This is a genomic window from Paraburkholderia sp. GAS33, from assembly GCF_050436645.1.
In the GTDB taxonomy this organism is placed as follows: domain Bacteria; phylum Pseudomonadota; class Gammaproteobacteria; order Burkholderiales; family Burkholderiaceae; genus Paraburkholderia; species Paraburkholderia phenazinium_B.
In genome coordinates, this window is record NZ_JBNDMP010000006.1 from 79942 (window position 1) to 102302 (window position 22361).

The 22361-nt window shown below is 62.5% G+C and carries 21 protein-coding genes; 17 read left to right on the forward strand and 4 right to left on the reverse strand.

Features of this window, described 5'->3' with window-relative positions; genetic code table 11:
• Nucleotides 1–427 precede the first annotated feature (427 nt).
• The 5 genes from P3T24_RS19830 to pcaC all read left to right on the forward strand — a co-directional run bounded on the left by P3T24_RS19830 (nt 428) and on the right by pcaC (nt 4497).
• Entirely contained in the window at nt 428–1132 is a 705-nt protein-coding gene (locus tag P3T24_RS19830; RefSeq protein WP_074267651.1) for a 3-oxoacid CoA-transferase subunit A, read from the forward strand.
• 11 nt (nt 1133–1143) lie between these two features.
• Nucleotides 1144–1803 carry a 3-oxoacid CoA-transferase subunit B gene (locus tag P3T24_RS19835; protein ID WP_074267652.1) on the forward strand — a complete coding sequence of 220 codons (660 nt, stop codon included), beginning with the start codon at nt 1144–1146 and terminating at the stop codon, nt 1801–1803.
• A gap of 132 nt (nt 1804–1935) precedes the next feature.
• A complete protein-coding gene (locus tag P3T24_RS19840; RefSeq protein WP_429437552.1) occupies nt 1936–3315 on the forward strand; it encodes a 3-carboxy-cis,cis-muconate cycloisomerase in 1380 nt (459 codons plus the stop codon).
• 4 nt (nt 3316–3319) lie between these two features.
• Nucleotides 3320–4111, forward strand: coding sequence for a 3-oxoadipate enol-lactonase (gene pcaD / locus P3T24_RS19845; RefSeq protein WP_429437026.1), 792 nt, complete (start codon nt 3320–3322; stop codon nt 4109–4111).
• Nucleotides 4108–4497: a 4-carboxymuconolactone decarboxylase gene (gene pcaC, locus P3T24_RS19850; RefSeq protein WP_429437028.1), complete on the forward strand. Its 390-nt coding sequence runs from the start codon at nt 4108–4110 to the stop codon at nt 4495–4497. Before pcaD ends, pcaC begins: the two co-directional genes overlap by 4 nt.
• A 29-nt stretch (nt 4498–4526) precedes the next feature.
• Here the strand turns inward: pcaC and P3T24_RS19855 are convergent, their stop codons facing one another.
• The 3 genes from P3T24_RS19855 to fdxA all read right to left on the reverse strand — a co-directional run bounded on the left by P3T24_RS19855 (nt 4527) and on the right by fdxA (nt 6931).
• A complete protein-coding gene (locus tag P3T24_RS19855; RefSeq protein WP_429437030.1) occupies nt 4527–5231 on the reverse strand; it encodes a TetR family transcriptional regulator in 705 nt (234 codons plus the stop codon).
• 134 nt (nt 5232–5365) lie between these two features.
• Complete coding sequence (locus P3T24_RS19860; protein WP_429437554.1) at nt 5366–6430, reverse strand: NAD(P)/FAD-dependent oxidoreductase; 1065 nt, start codon at nt 6428–6430, stop codon at nt 5366–5368.
• 177 nt (nt 6431–6607) lie between these two features.
• Nucleotides 6608–6931 (reverse strand): ferredoxin FdxA, encoded by a 324-nt coding sequence (gene fdxA, locus P3T24_RS19865; protein ID WP_429288090.1) that lies wholly within the window; start codon nt 6929–6931, stop codon nt 6608–6610.
• 266 nt (nt 6932–7197) lie between these two features.
• Here fdxA and P3T24_RS19870 point away from each other — a divergent pair, with 266 nt between their 5' ends.
• From P3T24_RS19870 to P3T24_RS19920, 11 genes are all read left to right on the forward strand, one after another.
• Nucleotides 7198–8817, forward strand: a complete 1620-nt coding sequence (locus tag P3T24_RS19870) for a 6-hydroxynicotinate reductase (RefSeq protein WP_429437032.1) — start codon at nt 7198–7200, stop codon at nt 8815–8817.
• Between the two features lie 5 nt (nt 8818–8822).
• Nucleotides 8823–9803, forward strand: a complete 981-nt coding sequence (locus tag P3T24_RS19875) for a UPF0280 family protein (protein ID WP_429437034.1) — start codon at nt 8823–8825, stop codon at nt 9801–9803.
• Nucleotides 9779–10369, forward strand: a complete 591-nt coding sequence (locus P3T24_RS19880; RefSeq protein WP_429437036.1) for an amino acid synthesis family protein — start codon at nt 9779–9781, stop codon at nt 10367–10369. The genes P3T24_RS19875 and P3T24_RS19880 overlap by 25 nt, the downstream gene beginning before the upstream one ends.
• A gap of 104 nt (nt 10370–10473) precedes the next feature.
• Nucleotides 10474–11058, forward strand: coding sequence for an amino acid synthesis family protein (locus P3T24_RS19885; protein WP_074267661.1), 585 nt, complete (start codon nt 10474–10476; stop codon nt 11056–11058).
• A gap of 84 nt (nt 11059–11142) precedes the next feature.
• Entirely contained in the window at nt 11143–13128 is a 1986-nt protein-coding gene (locus tag P3T24_RS19890) for an ABC transporter permease (protein ID WP_429437039.1), read from the forward strand.
• Nucleotides 13125–13937: an ABC transporter ATP-binding protein gene (locus P3T24_RS19895; RefSeq protein WP_074267663.1), complete on the forward strand. Its 813-nt coding sequence runs from the start codon at nt 13125–13127 to the stop codon at nt 13935–13937. Before P3T24_RS19890 ends, P3T24_RS19895 begins: the two co-directional genes overlap by 4 nt.
• A complete protein-coding gene (locus P3T24_RS19900; protein WP_429437042.1) occupies nt 13934–14647 on the forward strand; it encodes an ABC transporter ATP-binding protein in 714 nt (237 codons plus the stop codon). The genes P3T24_RS19895 and P3T24_RS19900 overlap by 4 nt, the downstream gene beginning before the upstream one ends.
• Nucleotides 14648–14726: 79 nt before the next feature.
• Nucleotides 14727–15926 carry an amidohydrolase family protein gene (locus tag P3T24_RS19905; protein WP_074267665.1) on the forward strand — a complete coding sequence of 400 codons (1200 nt, stop codon included), beginning with the start codon at nt 14727–14729 and terminating at the stop codon, nt 15924–15926.
• Between the two features lie 31 nt (nt 15927–15957).
• Entirely contained in the window at nt 15958–16473 is a 516-nt protein-coding gene (locus tag P3T24_RS19910; protein ID WP_429437044.1) for a (2Fe-2S)-binding protein, read from the forward strand.
• On the forward strand, nt 16470–20090 hold the full coding sequence (locus P3T24_RS19915) for a molybdopterin cofactor-binding domain-containing protein (protein ID WP_429437047.1): 3621 nt from the start codon (nt 16470–16472) through the stop codon (nt 20088–20090). The genes P3T24_RS19910 and P3T24_RS19915 overlap by 4 nt, the downstream gene beginning before the upstream one ends.
• Before the next feature lie 54 nt (nt 20091–20144).
• On the forward strand, nt 20145–21353 hold the full coding sequence (locus P3T24_RS19920; RefSeq protein WP_429437049.1) for an ABC transporter substrate-binding protein: 1209 nt from the start codon (nt 20145–20147) through the stop codon (nt 21351–21353).
• Between the two features lie 60 nt (nt 21354–21413).
• Here P3T24_RS19920 and P3T24_RS19925 read toward each other — a convergent pair whose 3' ends face one another.
• Complete coding sequence (locus tag P3T24_RS19925) at nt 21414–21665, reverse strand: hypothetical protein (protein ID WP_074267669.1); 252 nt, start codon at nt 21663–21665, stop codon at nt 21414–21416.
• Between the two features lie 153 nt (nt 21666–21818).
• Between P3T24_RS19925 and P3T24_RS19930 the strand changes: the two genes are divergently transcribed.
• Nucleotides 21819–22340, forward strand: a complete 522-nt coding sequence (locus P3T24_RS19930) for a DUF6496 domain-containing protein (protein ID WP_429437052.1) — start codon at nt 21819–21821, stop codon at nt 22338–22340.
• Nucleotides 22341–22361: the final 21 nt, after the last annotated feature.

The following is a 22361-nucleotide window of genomic DNA, read 5'->3' on the forward strand; positions in this document are numbered from 1 at the left end:
AGATACGTGAGATACGGATCGTGCGTCCTGAATCACTTACCCCAACCGTCAGGAACTCAAAACCACGTGGACATCGAAGATCGCCAGATCAAGATATTGAATATCCTGAACAGGTTAAACAAGCGGGGACTTCTTTTCTTTCGTCAGAATTTTTACCGGGCAGGTGGGATAAAAGCGGATCATGGATAGCCCCGCCTTGACAAGCGCAAGCAGCAGCTTTCATAATGCGCCAATGCGTTCGCTAAACGAATCAGTGTTCGCATATCGAACAAATTCGCGAACAAACTGCGTGTTGATCGAATCCGGTCGGCGCGCCATGACCAGGACGTGGAGACCGTCCCGCAAACCGTTCCGCGTGGTTCGCCAGAGCAGGCGTGCCGTGACGGCGCGAGCGGCACGGTACGGCGCGTCCCTTAGGGAATTCGACATGATCAACAAGATTTTCGAGTCACTTCAGTCGGCGGTCGCCGATGTGCACGACGGCGCGACCGTCATGATCGGCGGTTTCGGCACGGCCGGTATGCCGTCCGAACTGATCGACGCGCTGATCGAGCAAGGCGCGCGCGAACTCACCATCGTCAACAACAATGCCGGCAACGGCGACATCGGCCTGGCCGCATTGCTGAAGGCCAGGCGCGTGCGCAAGATCATCTGCTCGTTCCCGCGCCAGACCGATTCCTATGTGTTCGACGCGCTCTACCGCGCCGGTGAGATCGAACTCGAACTGGTGCCGCAGGGCAATCTCGCCGAGCGTATTCGCGCAGCAGGTGCGGGTATCGGCGGCTTCTTCACTCCGACCGCGTACGGCACGAAACTCGCGGAGGGCAAGGAAACGCGCCTGATCGACGGCAAGCACTACGTGCTCGAGTCGCCGCTGCATGCGGATTTCGCGCTGATCAAGGCCTTCAAGGGCGACCGCTGGGGCAATCTGGTGTATCGCAAGACGGCGCGTAACTTCGGCCCGATCATGGCGAGCGCGGCGAAAACTGCGGTTGTGCAGGTGTCGAAAGTGGTGCCGCTCGGCGAACTCGATCCGGAAGTGATCGTCACCCCCGGCATTTTCGTGCAACGCGTGATCGAAGTGCCGCAAGCCACGCATGAAGCAGAGCTCGCATCCGCGACCGCAGCCTGAGGAGACCCGACATGAAAAAACTGACCCGCGATGAAATGGCGAAGCGCGTCGCTCAGGACATCCCTGAAGGCGCGTATGTGAACCTCGGTATCGGCGTGCCGACGCTGGTGGCCAACCACCTCGCTGCAGACAAGGAAATTTTCCTGCACAGCGAAAACGGTCTGCTCGGCATGGGCCCGGCACCGGCAGCTGGCGCGGAAGACGACGAACTGATCAACGCCGGCAAGCAGCACGTCACGTTGCTGACGGGCGGTGCGTACTTCCACCATTCGGACTCGTTCGCGATGATGCGCGGCGGCCACCTGGATTTCTGCGTGCTCGGCGCATTCCAGGTATCGGCCAAGGGCGACCTCGCGAACTGGCATACCGGCGCGCCGGATGCGATTCCGGCAGTCGGCGGCGCAATGGATCTGGCCATCGGCGCCAAGCAGGTGTACGTGATGATGGAGCACCTGACCAAGCAGGGCGAAAGCAAGATCGCTGCCGAGTGCACCTATCCGGTCACAGGCGTGGCCTGCGTGGATCGCATCTACACCGACCTGGCGATGATCGACGTCACCGCAGACGGCCTCGTGGTGCGCGAGATTTTCTCGGACATCGATTTCGACGCGCTGCACAAGCTGACCGGCGTGCCGCTGATCGACGGCACCCAGGCGGCACGCGCTGCGTGACCTCAGCGCGGCATTGGCGACTATGGTGTAACGTGTCTGGCGTGTCCAATGTTTCCGAAGGCCGCGCGTGCTTCGCTTGCGCGTAGATTCGGACGCGCGGACGATATCCTTTCTCCGTTTTTTCAATTCACCATGCTCGAAGCCAGCGCCCGTCTGACCGGTCTCATCTGCGGCACGCAGCCAATGAACGATGTCTGGTCGCCCCGCGCCACGCTGCAAAGAATGCTCGATGTCGAAGCGGCGCTCGCGCGGGCCTCGGCGCAGCACAACGTCATTCCGCAATCGGCGGTGGCCGCGATCGAAGCGGCTTGCCAGGCCGATCAACTGGATGCCGACGCGCTCGCACGCGACGCGGCGCTCGGCGGTAATCTGGCCATTCCGCTCGTCAAGCAACTGACTGCGCGCGTGAAGGCGGCGGACGCGGAAGCGTCGAAATATGTCCACTGGGGCGCGACGAGCCAGGACATCATCGATACCGCGACCGTCCTGCAACTGCGCGACACCTTCGATCTGCTTGGCCCGCATCTGCAATCTACCTGCGCAGCGCTCGCTGTGCTTGCCCGCACCCATCGCGCGACGCCGATGATCGGCAGGACCTGGTTGCAGCAGGCTTTGCCGATTACGCTGGGTCTGAAATTCGCGCAGTGGCTCGATACGTTACTGCGTCATCAAGAACGGCTCGATGCGTTGCGCCCTCGCGTGCTGGCACTGCAATTCGGCGGCGCGGCCGGCACGCTTGCGAGTCTGCGCGACGCAGCGCCGGAAGTAACGCAAGCGCTAGGCAAAGAGCTGGGCCTGAGCGTGCCCGCGGTGCCGTGGCACACGCAGCGCGACCGTATCGCCGAAACGGCCTCATGGCTCGGCATGCTGATCGGCACGCTTGGCAAGATTGCTCGCGACATCTCGCTGCAGATGCAAACCGAACTCGGCGAACTGGCCGAACCGGCCGCGGCGGGCAAGGGCGGTTCGTCGACGATGCCGCATAAACGCAATCCCGTCGGCTGCGCGGCCGTGCTCACCGCCTCGACGCGCGCGCCGGGGCTCGTCGCTACCGTGCTTGCAGGCATGGTGCAGGAACACGAGCGCGCCCTCGGCGGCTGGCAGGCCGAATGGGATGCGTTGCCCGATCTCGCGCGGCTCGCAGGTGGGGCGCTTGCCAACATAGAACAGATCGTGAGCGGTCTCGACGTCAACGTCGAACGGCTCGCGAGCAATCTCGAAGTTACGCATGGTCTGATCCTCGGCGAATCGGTGATGCTTGCGCTGGGCGATCGCATCGGCCGGCTCGACGCGCATCATCTGGTAGAGCGGGCTTCGAAAACAGCGGTGCAATCGGGGCAAACGCTCTTCGACGTGCTCGCCGCCGATGCCGCAGTAACCGAACATCTTCCGGCCGAGCAACTGCAGCGCCTGCTCGATCCGGCTCAATACGTCGGCCAGGCACACGCCTATATAGACGCCGTGCTGGCTCTTCACAGCGAGCGCGCTGGCCGCGCACCTTCCCAGGAGTAACGGAATGCCCTACGCCGCAGTCAACGGCATCGAGCTTCACTATCGGATCGACGGCGACCGTCATGGTCACGCGCCGTGGATCGTGCTGTCGAATTCGCTTGGCAGCGATATGTCGATGTGGGCGCCGCAAGTCGCCGCGCTATCGAAGACGTTTCGCGTGTTGCGCTACGACACGCGCGGCCACGGTCATTCGGAAGCGCCGAAGGGGCCGTACACGATCGAACAGTTGACGGGCGACGTGATCGGCCTGATGGATACGCTGAGGATCGCCAAGGCGAATTTTTGCGGCCTCTCGATGGGCGGGCTGACCGGCGTCGGCCTCGCGGCCCGTCACGCGAACCGCTTCGAACGCGTCGTGCTGTGCAATACGGCAGCGCGCATCGGTTCGCCGGAAGTCTGGGTGCCGCGTGCCGAACGGGCACGCAAGGAAGGGATGCTGGCGCTTTCCGAAGCGGTTTTGCCGCGCTGGTTCACCGCCGAGTTCATCGCACGCGAACCGCTGATCTTCTCCGTGATCCGCGATGTTTTCGTCCACACGGACAAGGAAGGCTACGCCAGCAATTGCGAAGCGATCGATGCCACCGACCTGCGTCCCGAAGCGCCTGGTATCAAGCTGCCGGTGCTGGTGATTTCCGGTACGCATGATCTGGCCGCGACGCCCGCGCAAGGCAAGGAGCTCGCAGCGTCGATTCCTGGCGCGCGCTATGTCGAACTCGATTCCTCGCATATCTCCAACATCGAGCAAGCTGACGCCTTCACGAAGACCATCCTCGACTTCCTCACGGAGCAGCAATGAACGACAACGAACGTTACGAAGCCGGAATGAACGTGCGCCGCGCCGTGCTGGGCGACGCGCACGTAGAGCGGTCTTTGGCCAACCGCACCGAACTCACCGAGGAATTCCAGAACTTCATCACGCGTTATGCATGGGGCGAGATCTGGACGCGCGAAGGTTTGCCGCGTCATACCCGCAGCCTCGTGACGATCGCGTTGATGGTTTCGCTCAATCGCAGCGAAGAACTCGCGCTGCATCTGCGCGCCGCGAAGAACAACGGCGTGACCCGCGACGAGATCAAGGAAGTGCTGCTGCAGACCGCAATCTATTGCGGCGTGCCTGCGGCTAACTCGGCGTTTCATCTGGCCGACAAGCTGTTCCGCGAGGAAGACGGGGCAAAGGCCTAAGCGTCAGCCCTGGTCAGCCCTGGTCAGCCCTATACCGAAGCTTTTTCGCTCTCTGTGCTGGCCACCTCGGCCGGCACTTCTGCCAACACCGCTCGCAGTACCGTCTCCTTGATGACCTCGCGCCAATGCGCGAGCGCTGCCTTGTCCATCAGCGACTCGCCCAGAAACGCGCCAAGCGTGTACTGATTGGCATTATAAAAATACCCTAACGACGCGATCATGATGTACACATCGCGCGCTGCGATGCTGCTACGAAACACACCCTTGTCCTTGCCCGCATCCAGCACTTTCTGGACCACAGAAATCGCGTAGCCGGAAATCTCACGCAGCTTGGACGATTTCTTCGAGTGCTTACCCTGATGCAGATTTTCGCTGGACAGCAGCGTGACGAACTCGGGGTGATCGAGGTAGTACTGCCAGACAAATTCGACCATCTGTTGCAGGCCATGCACGGGATTGTCCAGATCCAGGTCGAGCCGGCTTTCGGCTTCATTGAACTGCGAGTAGATCGTCTCGAGCACTTCGACGAATAGTTGCTCCTTGCTGCCGAAGTAGTAGTAAATCATCCGGTCGTGCGAGCGCGCTGCTTTTGAAATGCTTTCGACCCGGCCGCTTGCATAGCCTTGCTTCGCGAATACCTTGATGGCTGCTTTCAGGATCTTTGCGCGCGTATCCTGGGCCTGCTTCGCGCGGATGCCGGTAGCGCCCGTCTTGCGGGCGGCAGTTGGACTCATGGGCGGCCTCGGTTCTCTCTGGTGATGGTTCTGATGCATCTACTCACAAAACTAGGCACAAAACTGCGGGCCAGCGGTTTCCGCCGCCGGCCGTTGTCATCATACCGCCCGGATGCAAACGGGCAAGCACGTCATTAATCGAACACCGGCGACTCCACACCCAGCACCTTGTGCAGTTTAGTGCTGGTTGTTGTGTACTGCATATGAATCTTCTTGTCCGGGAAAATATAGGGCGCAGCACCGAATGCTGCCAGCGCGGCTTCATGGAATCCCGAGAGAATCAGCTTCTTTTTGCCGGGGTAGGTGTTGATATCTCCAACCGCAAAGATGCCCGGCACATTGGTTTCGAACTTCTCAGTATCGACGCCTACCTGTTTGCGTTCAATATCCAGTCCCCACTGGGCGATCGGCCCAAGCTGCGGGGAGAGTCCGAAGAACACCAGCAGATGATCGAGTTCGAGCGTGCGCGTGACGCCGTCACCGCCCGTCACCTTGATGCGATGAAGCGCTTCATGATTGTCTTCGAAACCGCTTACCTGGCCGACCAGACATTGCATGCGAAGATCGTCGCAGAGCGCGCGCATTTTTGCTACTGATGCAGGCGCCGCACGGAAGTCATCGCGCCGGTGCACGAGGATCACGCTTTGCGCGACGTCCACGAGATTGAGTGCCCAGTCCAGCGCGGAATCGCCACCGCCGCAGATCACAATGTCCTTGTCGCGGAACAGTTCGGGATCGCGCACGCGGTAAAACAGTTGCCGCCCGTGGTATTTGTCGATGCCCGCGACTTTCAGCGTGCGCGGCTGGAACGAGCCCACCCCCGCTGCAATAAAGATGGTTTTAGTCACGAACTCGGTGCCTTTGCTGGTGCGCACGAAGAAGCGCCGGTCTTCCAGACGCTCGACGATCTGCACTTCCTGCCCGAGGTGAAACGTTGCGCCGAACGGTTCGATCTGCTTCAACAGATTATCGGCGAGCTCCTGACCGGTGCAGATCGGCACCGCAGGAATGTCGTAAATCGGTTTATCCGGGTACAACTCGACGCACTGGCCGCCTACTACCGGCAGCGAATCGATGACATGCGCCTTGATTTCAAGCAGCCCCAGTTCGAACACCTGGAAGAGGCCGACCGGCCCTGCACCGACGATCAATGCGTCGGTTTCGATGGGCGATGGCGGTTCGGCATGGGTGTCCTGCATATCGTGAGAGGCGGGGTGGTCAACAACTTCGTTCATGGGTTTCTCCTGCGATCGGTTGAGGGAAAAACAACGGGGGAACGAGGAGCCGGATACGCACGCCGGGGAGGCTGCGGTGCGGCGAAATCAGGGTGCTGAACGGCGGCGGCGCGGAACGCATGGGACGCGGCATGGCACACCTCAGCGCTCGAGCAGATGCAATTTTTCCGTGACGTCTTTCCATGCATCGGCCTCGGGCAACGGGTCTTCACGCTTGCTTAGCACCGGGAACACGCCGGTCAACTCGGCGTTCAGCGCGGTGAACGTCTGCTGTGCTGCAGGCAGATCTTCTTCGGCGTAAATTGCATTGACGGGGCACTCGGCTACGCAGACCGCGCAGTCGATGCATTCGTCCGGGTCGATCACCAGCATGTTCGGTCCGGCGTGGAAGCAGTCCACCGGGCAGACGTCTACGCAGTCGGTATAACGGCAGCGGATGCAGGCTTCTGTCACGACATGTGTCACGGCGAAACTCCTTCTGCATAGGGTCGCGGCGCAGGCAATGGCGCGCCGCAACATGACCAACGACCAGGGAAAAGACGTTGCGCAGTCTATTTTGATCGAGTAGATTTCTATCAAGTTTGATGTAGTGCATACTACACGAACGGTTAGTGACCGCAACATTTTTCAAAAAGCATGCCGGTGCGGGTCACACGAATATGCCTTGAAACAAGGGCTATTTCGTCAACCGGGCAGGGCCGATTGTAATGTCGTCGTATGGGAACCCCAACATGACCGAACATACGAAGGTCGATTTCGGTGCAGACCGTGTGGATGGCGAAACCGCTTCCACGCCCGGTCCCACCGTGCTCGAAAAAGCGGCGCCCCGCAGCGAGCGGATGGCGGGCAACAAGATCGAATGCAATGCGTGTCCCGTGCTGTGCCAGATCTCCGAAGGCCGCACCGGGGCGTGCGACCGCTATGCAAATGCGGACGGGCGGTTGATCCGCGTTGATCCGGTGGTGTTCATGGCGCCGTCGCTTGCGTCCGGCAAGCCCACGGACGAAGCAGCGGTGATCGAATTTGGTGCATCCGCCGGCGTGAACGGAGCTTCGCCGACGGCACTCCAGGCTCAGGACCAGGCGCTGTTTGTAACCGGCGTAGGCGCGTCGTCTACCTATCCTGACTACAAGCCGGCGCCCTTCATCGTTTCTTCAAAGCTCGACGATGTCGACATGGTGACGGTCGTCACCGAGGGCATCTTCAGCTACTGCAGTTTCAAGGTAAAAATCGATACCGACCGCTTTCTCGGCCCCGAGCAATCGAATGTGCGTTGCCAGGGTGAGATCGTCGGCCACGTGACGACGGCCGAATACGGTTCGCAGATGCTAAGCCTCGGCGGCGTCCACCATCTGACCGGGGGCAGCAAGAAAGAGGGCCGCGTGACCTGCGAGATGATGCTCGAACTCGGCAACAAGCAGCCGGTGGAGCTGACCATCGACGGCGGCGCGAGTCTCGTGATTCGCGCCGGCGCGGCGCCGATCGTGGATGGCGTCGAAGAGCAGCGCATGCGTGTGGGTTGCGGCTCGGCCACCATCGGCATATTTGCCAAGCAGTGGTTCGGACATGTCGACGAAGTAGTGGTGGTCGACGATCACATTACCGGCGTGCTGACCGAGCATCAGGCGGGGCGATGCCTCGGCATGACGCGTTCAGGTCTGAAGATTCGCGGCCGCAAATCGACACCGGGCCGTTATTTCCAGGTGGCAAACCCCGGCACGGGATGGGGCGGCACGGACATCTCGGACCCGCTTGCCATCGTTGAGGGCTTTGATGCCGCTGTAGCGCGGCCCGGGATGCGTTTGTTGATGGTGTCCACCACGGGCGAACATGCGCAGTGGTACGAACTGGATGCGAATCTGGTGCCGCGAGTGATGGAGATGCCCGAAGCGGTTCGTCGGACCGTGGAGCGGATTGGTGAAAACTGCGAGCCATCGCTGGCTACGGTGCTTTTCCTGGGCGGCGCGGGCGGCAGCCTGCGCGCCGGCGCTACTGAGAATCCCGTTCTGCTGACCCGTGCGATCAAACAGCGTCTGGTGAACGTGACCTGCGGCGGGGCGCCTGCGTACGTATGGCCTGGTGGTGGTATCACCGTCATGGTAGACGTGACGCGCATGCCGGACCGTTCGTTCGGTACGGTGCCCACACCCGCTATCGTGGCGCCGATCGAATTCACCATGAGCTATGACGTTTACCGCGATCTCGGCGGCCACCTCGAAGCCGTTCGTTCGCTGGAAAGCGTGCTCGCTCACGGACCAGATCATGTCGAGGGAGCGCCGCTCGGGCGCCGTACCCTCGTGCGTCACCCTGACAACCCATGGCCGCTCGGCACACCGCCGATGCTCGGATGACGCCCATGACCGCAACCCGCGCGCCCCTCGACGCCACACGCTGGCACCTGCATCACGGCCCGATCGATCTGATCATCGGCGCCGATGGTGACGCCGCGGCGGTACAGGCTGCGCATGAAGCGTGCTGGGCGCGCTTCACGGCGATCCTCGACGAACTGGTGGCCGAGTTGCCGAAGTTACGCCAGCCCGTGCCGCAGGATGCGTCGAGCGCGCCATGCGAAGGCGCGGTCGCACGCCGCATGTGGGACGCCTGTTATCCGCACCGGGCCCGCTATATCACGCCGATGGCTGCAGTCGCGGGCAGCGTGGCCGATGAACTGATCGCGGCATTCGCGCGGCCCGGCGTATCGCGGGCGTTCATCAACAACGGCGGCGATATTGCGTTGTATCTTGGCGAGGGCCAACATTACCGGATCGGCGTGTTCACCGATCTGGCTGAATTTGAAGGCGCGAGCCTGGCCAATGGTCCCGGTGCCGGCTTGAATGAAGGCCTCAAGCTCGACGCCAACCTGACGCTCGACGCTGCGTCGCCGGTGCGCGGTATTGCAACGAGCGGCTGGCGTGGCCGCAGTTTCAGCCTCGGCATCGCGGATAGCGTGACCGTGCTGGCTCGCAGCGCCGCCGCCGCTGATGCCGCTGCAACGATGATCGCCAACGCGGTCGATCTGAAGCACGCGGATATCGTGCGCCAGCCGGCTTCGTCGCTGAAAGACGATAGCGACCTCGGCGACTTGCTGGTCACCGTCGACGTGCCGCCGTTGCCGCAACCGCTGGTCGATTTCGCGCTCGCCTGCGGTGCGCAGGAAGCGAGACGTCTGCACGAGCAAGGTTTGATCGAAGGCGCCGCGCTGTTTTTGCAGCGGCGCGTGAGTGTCGTCGGCATGACGGGTTTGCATGCGTCGCTGACCGCTGGCAGCGGCTTGCGCGTGACCCATAACACCCAATATCCAACGGAGGCTCCGTGTTCGAAATCCGCCGCGTGCTGACGCACGTCGAAGACATTTTTCACGAGTTCGGACCGCCGCCTGCGCAACCATTGCGCAAGGGCGCGATTGCCGCGGTGATGACGAATCCGTTTGCGGGCCGCTACGAGCCGAAGATCGAGCACGCCATGGAAGCGCTCAAGCCGATCGGCATCGATCTGGCCCAGCGTCTGCTTGCCGCGATGGCCGTCCCGCATGCGGCAATCGAGAGCTACGGCAAGGGAGCAATCGTCGGCGCGGCGGGTGAACTGGAACACGGTGCGCTATGGCACGTGCCGGGCGGCTACGCCATGCGTGAACTGCTGGAGAAGAACGGCGTGCCGACCAACGCGATCGTGCCGTCGACCAAGAAGGTCGGTGCACCCTCCACGGCGCTCGATGTACCGATGACTCATGTGAACGCGAGCTACGTGCGCAGTCATTTCGATGCGATCGAAGTCTGCGTGCCCGGAGCGCCGGCAGCGGACGAAGTGGTCTACATCCTCGTCATGAGCACGGGGCAGCGCGTGCATGCGCGGGTAGGCGGTCTCGCGAAAGAGGCGATTGTCGGGAAGGACGGCCTGTGCTAGGCCACCGCGACGTAGCGTAGTGGCAGACACGTAGACACGGTCAACGCAGGGTCAAGGCAAACCGGGCTCACGCAAACCCGGCGAACCCATACACGGAGAGCGAAATGGCAATCAAGCTTCGCAAGCTGGTAGTTCAGGTAGATGAAACACGCATTGAAATGGGCCAGACGATCGATCCGCCGACGCGTCGCGCGGTGGCCATCGCCGTCATCGAAAACCCCTACGCGGGCCGCTTCGAACCTAAACTCGATGCACTGATCGAGGCGGGTGAAGAACTTGGCGCGCTGCTCGGCAAGAAGTGCGTCGAAGCGCTGGGCATCGAACCCGGCGAGGCGCAAAGTTACGGTAAGGCGGCGATTGTCGGCGAGGCGGGCGAGTTGGAGCACGCTGCGGCGATCCTGCATCCAAAGCTTGGTGCGCCGCTGCGCGTTGCAGTGGAGAAGGGGGCGGCACTGGTGCCGTCGGCGAAGAAAATGGGCACGCTGGGTACTGCCATCGACGTACCGCTTGGCCATAAAGACGCCGCCTTCGTGCGCAGCCATTTCGACGCCATCGAAGCACGCGTTGCCGATGCGCCGCGCGCCAATGAAATCGTGGTGGCGGTCGCGGTGACGGCCTCGGGCCGGCCGCTGCCGCGCATCGGCGGATTGCAGGCGAGCGAAATCAAGGGCGAAGACGGTTTGCGTTGAATAGTTTCGCTGGTACTGTGCTGCCCGTGAGGTGCGTATGAGCGTGCCGCGCATGGGATGGATGGCAAGCCGCTAAGGATTACGATGCTTTCGAATCTGCTGGTACAACTGGTCAACGGACTCGCCGATGCGTCGACGCTGTTTCTCGTCGCCGCGGGCCTGTCGCTGATCTTCGGCGTGACGCGCATCGTCAACTTCGCGCACGGCTCGTTCTATATGTTCGGCATTTATGTCGCGTATACCTTTGCGAGCCGCTTCGGCCACACCGTAGGCGGCTACTGGTTTTCGGTGCTGGCGGCGGCGCTGGTTGTTGCGGTACTGGGTGCGCTGGTCGAAATGATCGTACTGCGGCGCATCTACCAGGCGCCGGAGCTGTTCCATTTGCTGGCGACCTTCGCGCTGGTGCTGATCTTCCGTGACGCCGCGTTATGGCTGTGGGGTCCGGAAGATCTGTTCGGGCCGCGTTCGCCGCATCTGGGAGGTGCCATCAATCTGCTCGGCCACCCACTGCCTACCTACGATATCGCCTTGATCATCATCGGCCCGCTCGTGTTGCTGTTGCTCTGGTATGCGCTTACGCGCACGCGCTGGGGCACGCTGGTGCGCGCGGCGACACAGGACCGTGAAATGCTCGGCGCGCTGGGTATCAATCAGGCCTGGCTGTTTACCGGGGTGTTTTTCGTTGGCGCATTTTTAGCAGGCCTGGGCGGCGCGTTGCAAGGGCCGCGCATGTCGGCGAATCTGTCGCTTGACCTCGAGACGATCGGCAATGCATTTGTGGTCGTGGTGGTGGGCGGTATGGGATCCATTCCCGGTGCGTTCGTCGCTGCCTTGCTGATTGCGGAGATCAAGGCGCTGTGTATTGGCATCGGACATGTGTCGATTGGCGGGATCGACTTTTCGCTAAGCCGCTTCACACTGGTTGCGGAATTCGTCGTGATGGCCGTCGTGCTCGTTGTGCGGCCTTGGGGTCTGTTTGGCCGCGCAACTGCCGCGGTGCGCGGCATGGCTGCGCCGGAAGCGCCGCTGCGGCCCGCGGGTAAACGTCTGAAGCGGCTGGCGGTAGCGGTGCTTGCCGTGCTGGTGCTCGCGCCGCTTGCGGCCAAGGCGTTCCCGTATATGCCCATCCTGCTGGTCGAGATCATGATTGCGGTGTTGTTTGCCACTAGCCTGCACTTCGTCATGGGACCGGGAGGCATGCACTCGTTCGGGCACGCCGCGTATTTTGGCCTCGGCGCTTATGGGGCTGCATTGTTCCTCAAGGTGCTCAACTTGCCGATGGAAGCAGCGCTCCTGCTTGGGCCATTGCTCGCTCTCGCCGGAGCGCTGGTGTTCGGCTGGTTCTGCGTGCGACTGTCTGGCGTGTACCTCGCCATGCTGACGCTGGCGTTTGCGCAGATCGTGTGGTCAGTCGTGTTTCAGTGGGACGATGTGACGGGTGGCAGCAACGGCGTGCTCGGATTGTGGCCGTCGAACTGGTTGTCCTCGCCGGTTGCGTATTACTACCTGACGCTAGTGTGCGTCGTGATCTGCGTCTGGTTGCTGCGGCGCATGCTGTTCTCACCGCTTGGCTATGCCATGCGAGCTTCGCGCGATTCCGGCTTGCGCGCCGAGGCAATCGGCATTGACGTCAAGCGGGTGCAATGGGCGTCGTTTGTGATTGCATCGGTGTTTTGTGGTCTCGCGGGCTCCCTGTACGCGTTTTCGAAGGGCACGATTTCGCCTGAAGTGATTAGCGTGAGCCGTTCCGTCGACGGACTCGTCATGGTGTTGCTAGGCGGTCTGCAGACCCTCGCCGGGCCGATCGTCGGTGCGGCGGTGTTTACCTGGCTGCAGGATACGGTGGCGCGTCAGACCGACTACTGGCAAGCACTCCTTGGTTTCGCCATCCTGCTGCTGGTGATCGCTTTCCCGCAAGGCATCGTAGGTTTCGTCCGTGAACGCTTCGGCGACGACGATACTGGTACGAAGAATGGTCACGCAGGTGGATCGGCCGACGCGGAGCGGGCTGCCGCCGGGCCAGCATCAACCCCGCCATCGCAGGCCACTGCGATGAAGGAGGGTCTATGAGCCTCCTGCGCGTCTCGGGCTTGTCTAAATCATTCGGTGGCCTTAAAGCGGTCGACGATGTCTCCTTCGATCTCGAAGCCGGTCAACTGCTCGCGCTGCTCGGCCCGAATGGCGCTGGAAAATCGACCTGCTTCAATATGGTCAACGGGCAACTGCGGCCGTCGTCGGGTTCGATCCGCCTCGACGATCACGAACTCGTCGGCATGCGGCCACGCGATATCTGGCGACTCGGCGTGGGCCGCACGTTCCAGATTGCCGCAACCTTCAACTCGATGACCGTGCTCGAAAACGTGCAGATGGCATTGGTGTCTCGCGAACGCAAACTGTTTGGCCTGTGGAAGGCCGCCGGATCGTGGTATGCGGATGAAGCATTCGGCCTGCTCGAGCAGGTAGGCATGGCCGCTGACGCACATCGCGCCTGCGGCGTGCTGGCCTATGGCGACGTCAAACGCGTCGAACTTGCTATCGCCATGGCGAACCGCCCGAAGCTTCTCCTGATGGACGAGCCGACCGCCGGCATGGCGCCCAAGGAGCGCAACGATCTGATGGCGCTGACCAAGCGCCTGGTCACGGAACACAAGATCGGCGTGCTGTTCACCGAACACAGCATGGACGTCGTGTTTGCCTACGCTGACCGCATGATCGTGCTGGCGCGCGGCAAGCTGATTGCCGAAGGCAGCGCAGAGACGATCCGCAACGACGCTCGCGTGCAGGAAGTCTATTTCGGCACTGGCAAGACCTTCCAGGCGCATGCGGCGCTGGACGACCATCACGACGACCAAAGCGGTCGCCAAGGGGCCTTGCAATGAGCGAGCCGATGCTGAAAGTCTCCGGCCTCAACGCGTTCTACGGTCGCGCACACATCCTGTTCGACGTTGGCCTCGAAGTCGGGCGCGGCGAGGTAGTGGCGCTGATGGGTCGCAACGGTGCGGGGAAATCGACCACGATGAAGGCGGTGATGGGGCTGTTGCCGCGTCGCCAGGGCGAAGTGCGTTTCCGCGGCACGGACATTGGATCGCTACCGCCGTATCGGATTTCCCGCATGGGAATGGGCTTCGTGCCCGAGGACCGTCGCGTGTTCTCCGATCTCACGGTGCTGGAAAACCTCGACACCGGTCGGCAACCGCAACGCGAGGGCGCGCCGCAGTGGACCCCGGAAAAGCTGTTTCGCCTGTTCCCCAATCTCGGCGAGATGCCAAGACGTCCCGGCGGTCAGATGAGCGGCGGCGAGCAGCAGATGCTGACCGTCTCGCGCACGTTGATGGGCAATCCGTATCTGGTGCTGCTCGACGAACCGTCGGAGGGCGTGGCGCCCGTGATCGTCGAACAGATGGCGAACATGATTCTCGAACTCAAGCGCGAAGGGCTGTCGATTCTGTTGTCCGAACAGAACCTGCACTTCGCCGAGCTGGTCAGCGACCGCGCGTATGTCCTTGAAAAAGGGCAGATCCGCTTTAGCGGCACGATCGGCGAACTCGCGAAGAACGAAACAGTCAGGCGCGCTTACTTGAGCGTCTGATTCCTGCGACGCGGTCATACGCCTCGCGCAATGCGCGCGTGTGGTCGCCTCGGGTAGTCGTTGCGAAAGGGAGAAGCAGATGGCAGCAGAGACGTTGACAGGGTTGTCGGGGAAGGTTGTCGTAACGAACATCGGCCTGCTGTTATCGGGCGATATCGATCAGCCGATTCTCGACGCCGACACGCTGGTGATCGACGATGGCGTGATCGTCGCGGTTGGCAAGGAGAAAGACTGCGACCTCGAAGGCGCGCGCACCAAGGTCGATTGCAAAGGCACGGCGGTGGCGCCTGGCCTGATCGATTCGCACGTGCACCCCGTCTTCGGCGACTGGACGCCGCGCCAGAACCAGATGGGCTGGATCGAGTCGAACCTGAACGGCGGCGTGACGACCATGATCTCCGCCGGCGAAGTGCACTTGCCAGGACGTCCTAAGGATATCATCGGCGTGAAGGCGCTGGCGATTACGGCGCAGCGCTCGTTCGAAGGCATGCGCGGCGCGGGCGTCGGCGGAGGCGTCAAGGTATTGGCCGGCGCGCCGGTGATCGAAAAGGGCATGGTCGAGGAAGACTTCAAGGAACTGTCGGAAGCCGGTGTGAAGCTGCTCGGCGAAGTGGGCCTCGGCAGCGTAAAGGCCGGCGAGGAAGCGGGCCAGATGGTCGCCTGGGCGCGCAAGTACGGGATTCAAAGCACGATTCACACGGGCGGCCCGTCGATCCCCGGCTCGGGTCTGATCGACAAGGACGTAGTGCTCGCGGCTGACGCGGACGTTATCGGTCACATCAATGGCGGTCACACGTCCTTGTCTTATCGTCACGTCTGCGACCTGTGCGAGCAATCCACACGCGCACTGGAAATCGTCCACAACGGCAATGAACGCATTGCATTGCTGACTGCGCGTCATGCGATCGAACTCAAGTGTCCGCACCGCATCATTCTCGGCACCGACAGCCCGGCCGGCTCTGGCGTGCAACCGCTTGGCATTCTGCGGATGATCGCGCTGATCTCAAGCCTCGCTGACGTGCCGGCGGAAATCGCATTCTGCTTTGCGACTGGCAACACGGCGCGGCAGCGCAATCTGCGGCAAGGGCTGATCGAAGTGGGCCGCCCCGCGGATCTCGTGTTCATGGACCGCGCGCAGCATACGGCCGGCAGCACGTTGCTCGAAAGCGTACAGCTTGGCGACATTCCGGGCGTTGGCATGGTGATGATCGACGGCCTGATCCGTTGCCGGCGTAGCCGTAATACGCCGCCGGCGACCGAAGTGCCGGTGGTTGTCTGAACGCGCGCAGCGACCTGCCGGCGTGGTGGCCATGAACCGTCCCGAGAACCTCACGCTTAGGGTGAATGGGGCGACGCATGTCGTCAGTGCCAGCGCCGACACGCCGCTGCTCTATCTGCTGCGTAACGACCTGGCGCTGAACGGTCCGAAGTTCGGCTGCGGGCTGGGCGAGTGCGGCGCATGCACGGTGCTGCTCGATGGTATGCCGACCCGCTCGTGCGTGACGACGGCGAGGGTTGCGGAAGGACGGGAGATCACCACGCTCGAAGGATTGGGCACGCGTGCGGCACTGCATCCGGTGCAGCAGGCGTTCATCGACGAACAGGCCGCGCAGTGCGGCTATTGTCTCAACGGCATGATCATGACCGCGAAAGCGCTGCTCGACCGCGATCCTCATCCCAGCGACGCCACCATCCGGCGCGAGTTGTCACGCAACCTGTGCCGCTGCGGTACGCATGTCGAGATTCTGCGTGCAGTGCATCGCGCCGCCGAATTGCTGGCAGCACGCCGTCGCGAGCATGAAGGGCTTGAAGGAGAGCGCGCATGACGGGGCCGGACGTAAGCGTCGAGCGTCAGCCTCTGTCGCGGCAGCAGCTCGACGACATGCAGAACGTGCTGGTCGTCGTACGGCCGCCGCAAGCGCCGGTAAAACCCGCGATCGGGCAACCTGGATCGCGCTCGTCATTTGTGCCGACGTTGGCCGATGTGTTCCTCGTCGTGCGTGGCGACGGCAGCGTGGTGGCGTTTAACGGCCATGTCGACCTGGGGACGGGCATCGGCACGGCGCTCGCCCAAATCGTCGCCGAAGAGCTCGACGTGCCGCTCACGCGTGTCTCGATCGTGCTCGGTCACACCACCGAGGCGCCAAATCAGGGGCCAACCATTGCGAGCGCAACGATCCAGATTTCCGCCGTGCCGCTGCGTCTGGCCGCGGCGCAGGCGCGGCAGTACCTGGTCGGGCAAGCAGCGTTGCGCTTTGGCGTCGGCGCGCAGACGCTGGAGGTTCGCGATGGCATCGTGCATCGTCGTGGCGACGACCGGGCGCAAGGAATCGGTTATGGCGAACTGATCGCTGGGCGGCGTATCGAGCTGACGCTAGCAGCGGATACGCCTTTGAAGCCGCCTGAGGCGTATCGGATCGTCGGCAAAAGCACTGCGCGCATCGACATTCCGGCCAAGGCGATCGGCGAACTGATGTTCGTGCATGACGTGCGTCTGCCGGGCATGTTGCACGGCCGGGTAGTGCGGCCGCCCTATGCGGGCGTCGCGCAAGGCGACTTTATCGGCAACAGCCTGCTGCATGTCGACGAAGAATCTGTGCGCGATCTGCCGGGTATCGTCAAAGTGGTTGTGATCCGCGATTTTGTAGGCATCGTCGCGGTGCGCGAGGAGGTCGCGCAGGAGGCGGTAAAGCGGCTCGACGTGCAGTGGAAAACAGTGGAAGGCCTGCCGGCGCTCGAAACCAGCGAGGAGGTCGAGGCCGCCTTGCGCGCGAATCCTTCGACGCGCCGCGATCTGCTGATCGAAGGCGATGTCGACGCGGCGCTGGCGCAAGCGGACAACACACTCGAACGCACGTACGTCTGGCCGTTCCAGATGCATGCGTCGATCGGACCGTCGTGTGCGGTGGCCGACTATCGCGACGGTGTGCTTAAGGTCTGGTCCGGTACACAGAACCCGCATTCGCTGCGCGCGGATCTGGCGTTGCTGATGTCGCTGGAAGAAACGCAGATTGAAGTGGTGCGCATGGACGCTGCCGGTTGCTACGGTCGCAATTGCGCCGACGACGTAGCTGCGGATGCCGCTTTGCTCTCCCGCGCGGTGGGCAGTCCAGTGCGCGTGCAACTGTCTCGCGAAGACGAACACCGGTGGGAACCGAAAGGCGCGGCGCAATTGATGGACGTGCGTGGCGCTGTGGACGCGAATGGCCAGCTCACGGGCTACGACTTCTCCACGCGTTACCCCTCGAACGATGCGCCCACGCTTGCGTTGCTGTTGACCGGCGCGATCTCGCCGCAGCCGCAGGTGTTCGAAATGGGCGACCGCACGTCCGTCCCGCCCTATGACTACCGCACGATGCGTATCGTTTGCGACGACACGCCGCCGATTGTCCGCGCCTCGTGGCTGCGTGGCGTGTCGGCGTTGCCCAACACGTTTGCACACGAATCGTTCATCGACGAACTGGCCGCCGACGCGGGTGTCGATCCAGTCGAGTTCCGTCTGCAGCATTTGACGGATCCGCGCGCGATCGATCTCGTCAAAGCCGTTGCAGAGAAAGCTGGCTGGGAACCCCGCAACGTCGCGCTCAAAGCGCAAGACGCGGAGGAAGAGGAAGGCGACATCGCACGCGGCAGAGGCTTCGCTTACGCCCGCTACGTGCACAGTAAATTCCCCGGCTTTGGCGCGGCATGGGCCGCGTGGGTCGCGGATGTCGAGGTGAATCGCAAGAGCGGCGAACTGGCGGTGACGCGTGTGGTAGTCGGTCAGGACACCGGAACGATGGTGAATCCAGATGGTGTCCGTCACCAGATTCACGGCAACGTGATCCAGGCGACGAGCCGCGCGTTGAAAGAGCGCGTGACTTTCGGCAAGAACGAAGTGACGAGCCAGGAGTGGGGCGCGTATCCGATCCTGACGTTCCGCGAGGTGCCGGTCATCGAGGTGGTGATGATGCCGCGCCACGGCGAGCCGCCCATGGGTACGGGCGAATCGGCGTCGCTGCCCGGTGCGGCTGCGATTGCAAACGCGCTGTTCGATGCGACTGGTGTGCGTTTTCGCAGGCCGCCGTTCACGCCGGAGGTGATTCGGGCCGCGCTCGCCGACGGCCCGGCGCAAGCGGCCGCGGCCGCAACCGCGCGCAGGAAAAGGCGCTGGCGCTTCGGTTTCCTCGGCGCATTGGCTACAGGTACCGCGGGCTGGTTAAGCATGGCCTCGTTTGCACCTCAGCCGATTGCCCCGATCACACCGCCTCTAGCGACTTCGTTTGCACCCGGGTTGATCGCACGCGGCAAACTGCTCGCCTCGCTTGGTGACTGCGCCGTCTGCCACACGGCACACAACGGCGTGCCGAACGCGGGAGGTCTCGCGCTGGATACACCGTTCGGCACGATCTACACCACGAATATCACGCCGGATGAGCAGACGGGCATCGGCAACTGGTCGTTCGACGCGTTTGCACGGGCGATGCGCAAGGGCATCCATCGCGATGGACGGCACCTGTACCCCGCTTTCCCGTACACGTCGTTCAAGAACGTATCGGACGATGACCTGCAGGCGTTGTATGCCTACCTGATGTCGCAAACGCCGGTACGCTCACGTCCGCCTGAAACGAAGCTGGCGTTTCCCTTCAGCGTGCGACCTTTGATGGCCGCATGGAACACGGTGTTTCTGAAGCGCAATACGTTCACGCAGGACGCAACGCAAACCGCGCAATGGAATCGCGGCGCCTATCTGGTCAACGGCCTCGGCCATTGCAGCGCATGTCATACACCGCGCAACGCATTCGGCGCGGAGAAAACCGGCGCGGCTTTTCTTGGCGGCGGTATAGCGGAAGGCTGGGAAGCGCCCGCCTTGACGACACTTTCGAATGCGCCGGTGCCGTGGACCGAAGACGAATTGTTCAGCTATCTGCGCTTTGGGCACGCGCCGCTGCATGGCGTAGCGGCCGGCCCGATGGGACCGGTCGTCAGCGAGCTGTCTTCCTTGCCGGACAGCGATATCCGCGCCATGGCGAATTACCTTGCCTCGCTGAACCCCGCGGGTCCTAATGCGAATCCAGAAGCGCTGGCGCGCGAATACGAGCAGGCCAGCGCGGCTACGCCCACGGCGTCGAGCATGGGCGCACGGCTGTTCGACGGCGCCTGCGCGGCGTGCCATCACACCGGCAGTGGACCGACGCTATTCGGTGCGCATCCGTCGCTCGCGCTTAACACGAATCTGCATAGCGCAGCGCCCGATAATCTGATTCGCGTGATTCTGGACGGCATCAACTCGCCTGCACGGCCCGAACTCGGTACGATGCCGGCTTACCGCGACAGTTTCAACGACGCCCAGGTAGCCGAACTCGTGTCGTACCTGCGTCAGCAATTCGCGGGCGGCAAGCCCGCATGGCAAGACGTCGAGGCAAGCGTGGCGCGTATTCGCGCGACATCGCGCGCCGATTGATTCGCTGTACCCGCATTCGCCTTCTCGCACCCACTACTGATAACGGAGAAACGCATGACCACACGCGCAGGATGGATCTCTCGTCTGACTGTTTCGTTGACGCTCTCGCTGGCGGCGCTTGGGGCCGTGGCCCAGGAGACGATCAAGATCGGCGAAATCAACAGTTATAAGGCCCAGCCGGCCTTTCTCGGTCCTTACAAGAACGGCTGGAATCTCGCGCTCGACGAGGTGAACGCCTCGGGTGGCGTGCTCGGCAAGAAACTCGAAGTCGTCTCGCGCGACGACAACGCCAACCCTGGCGATACGGTACGCGTCGCGCAGGAGCTGGTGACGGGCGAAGGCGTGCAGGTGCTGTTCGGCGGCTTCCTGTCGAATACCGGCCTCGCGCTGGCCGACTACGCGAAGCAGCGGCATGTTTTCTTCCTCGCGGCTGAACCGCTGACCGACAAGATCGTCTGGGCCGACGGCAACAAATATACATACCGTCTGCGTCCTTCCACCTATATGCAGGTCGCGATGCTGGTGCCGGAAGCGCTCAAGCTGCACAAAAAGCGCTGGGCGCTGGTGTATCCGAACTACGAGTACGGTCAGTCGGCGGTGGCGACTTTCAAGAAGCTGATGCAGGCTGCCCAACCCGATATCGAGTTCGTGTCCGATCAGGCGAGCCCGCTAGGCAATCTCGACGCTGGCGCGGTGACCCAGGCCATCGCCGATGCGAAACCCGATGCGATCTTTAACGTGCTGTTTGGCGCTGACCTCGGCAAGTTCGTCCGTCAGGGCAATACGACGGGATTGTTCAAGGACCGCAGCGTGGTTTCGCTGCTGACGGGCGAGCCGGATTATCTGGATCCGCTTGGCGCCGAAGCGCCGACCGGCTGGATCGTGACCGGCTACCCGTGGTACTCGATCGATACGGCTGCGAACAAGAAGTTTGTCGATGCGTATCAGGCGAAGTATCACGACTATCCGCGTCTCGGTTCGGTGGTCGGATATTCCGCGTTGATGTCGCTTGCGGATGGGCTGAAGAAAGCCGGTTCTACCGATCCTGACAAGCTGGCCGCCGCATTCAAGGGCTTGAGCGTCGACACGCCGTTTGGTCCTGTGTCGTATCGCGCGCAGGACAACCAGTCGACCATGGGCGCTTTTGTCGGCGTGACGGGCGTGAAGGACGGCAAGGGCGTGATGACGTCGTTCCACTATATCGACGGCGCGAGCGTGCAGCCTTCGGACGCCGAAGTGAAAAAACTGCGTCCGGCTGACTGATTGCATGTTAGAGCGGGCCAGGCGTGGCGGGTGCGGTGAAAATCGCCGCGCCTGCGTCCGCTACTCTTCGGCGTCGTGCTCGGCGACGAAACGCTTCAGGTAAGCAAGCACAGCCGCTTCCGCGGCGCGATGATCGGCGCAGCTTTTCGAACCGGCGTTTTCCTCGTCGCCGAACAGCGTCGACGGTGCGTTATGCACATCCACTTCCTGTCCCTCGCGAAACACGCGAATCTCGTGGACGTCCTCGGCATATTCGGCAATCCAGTGCACGCCTTCGATGTGGGCACCTGCTCGTAAGGTGGGTATCTTCATGCGGCTTCTCCCGGATGGTCCGAAAACCGTAGAGTCGGCGCAGCTGCCGCCCCTTGTTATAACCATACGCCGTCCGCGCGGATACCGCACGTTTTTGCCAAGGCACAGGGGTTGCTGCGTGATACAGGCCAACAGCCAATCTGGAGGACTGTCATGCCTGAACAGAAAACCATCCACCGTGCCCACGCGGACAAGCGCGCCGGCAAAGCCTCGAGTACCCAGGCCGGGGAGTTCGTCAAGGAAGAGGTCGACCGCGTGCGCGCCGGCAAGCACGGCGTGAAATCGGCCAAGCAGGCCATCGCCATCGGTCTGTCGAAGGCGCGCCGTGCCGGCGTCGATCTGAAGGCGCCGAAGAAGGGTACGACCAGCGAAGCGACGCGTAAGAAGGCCGCCAAAGACAACGCGGCGGGCCAGCACAAGACCGCAGCCAAAAGCACCAGCACTGAATCCAAGGCAAAACGCGCGCGTGCCGCCACTACAGCGCTAAAGCGCGAGAGCGGACGCGGCGCGTCGAGTGCGGCGATGTCGAAACAGGCGAAGAGTTCGGCGACTCGCCGGCCCGCAGCGAGCCGTTCGGCGGCGGCGAAAAAGGCGGTCGCCACCAAGGGCACCGTGGGCCGTTCGGCCGCGGCGAAAAAAGCCGCTCATACGAGAGCGGCGCGCTCGCACCATTGAGTTGGGCGCAAAAGCGGTAGA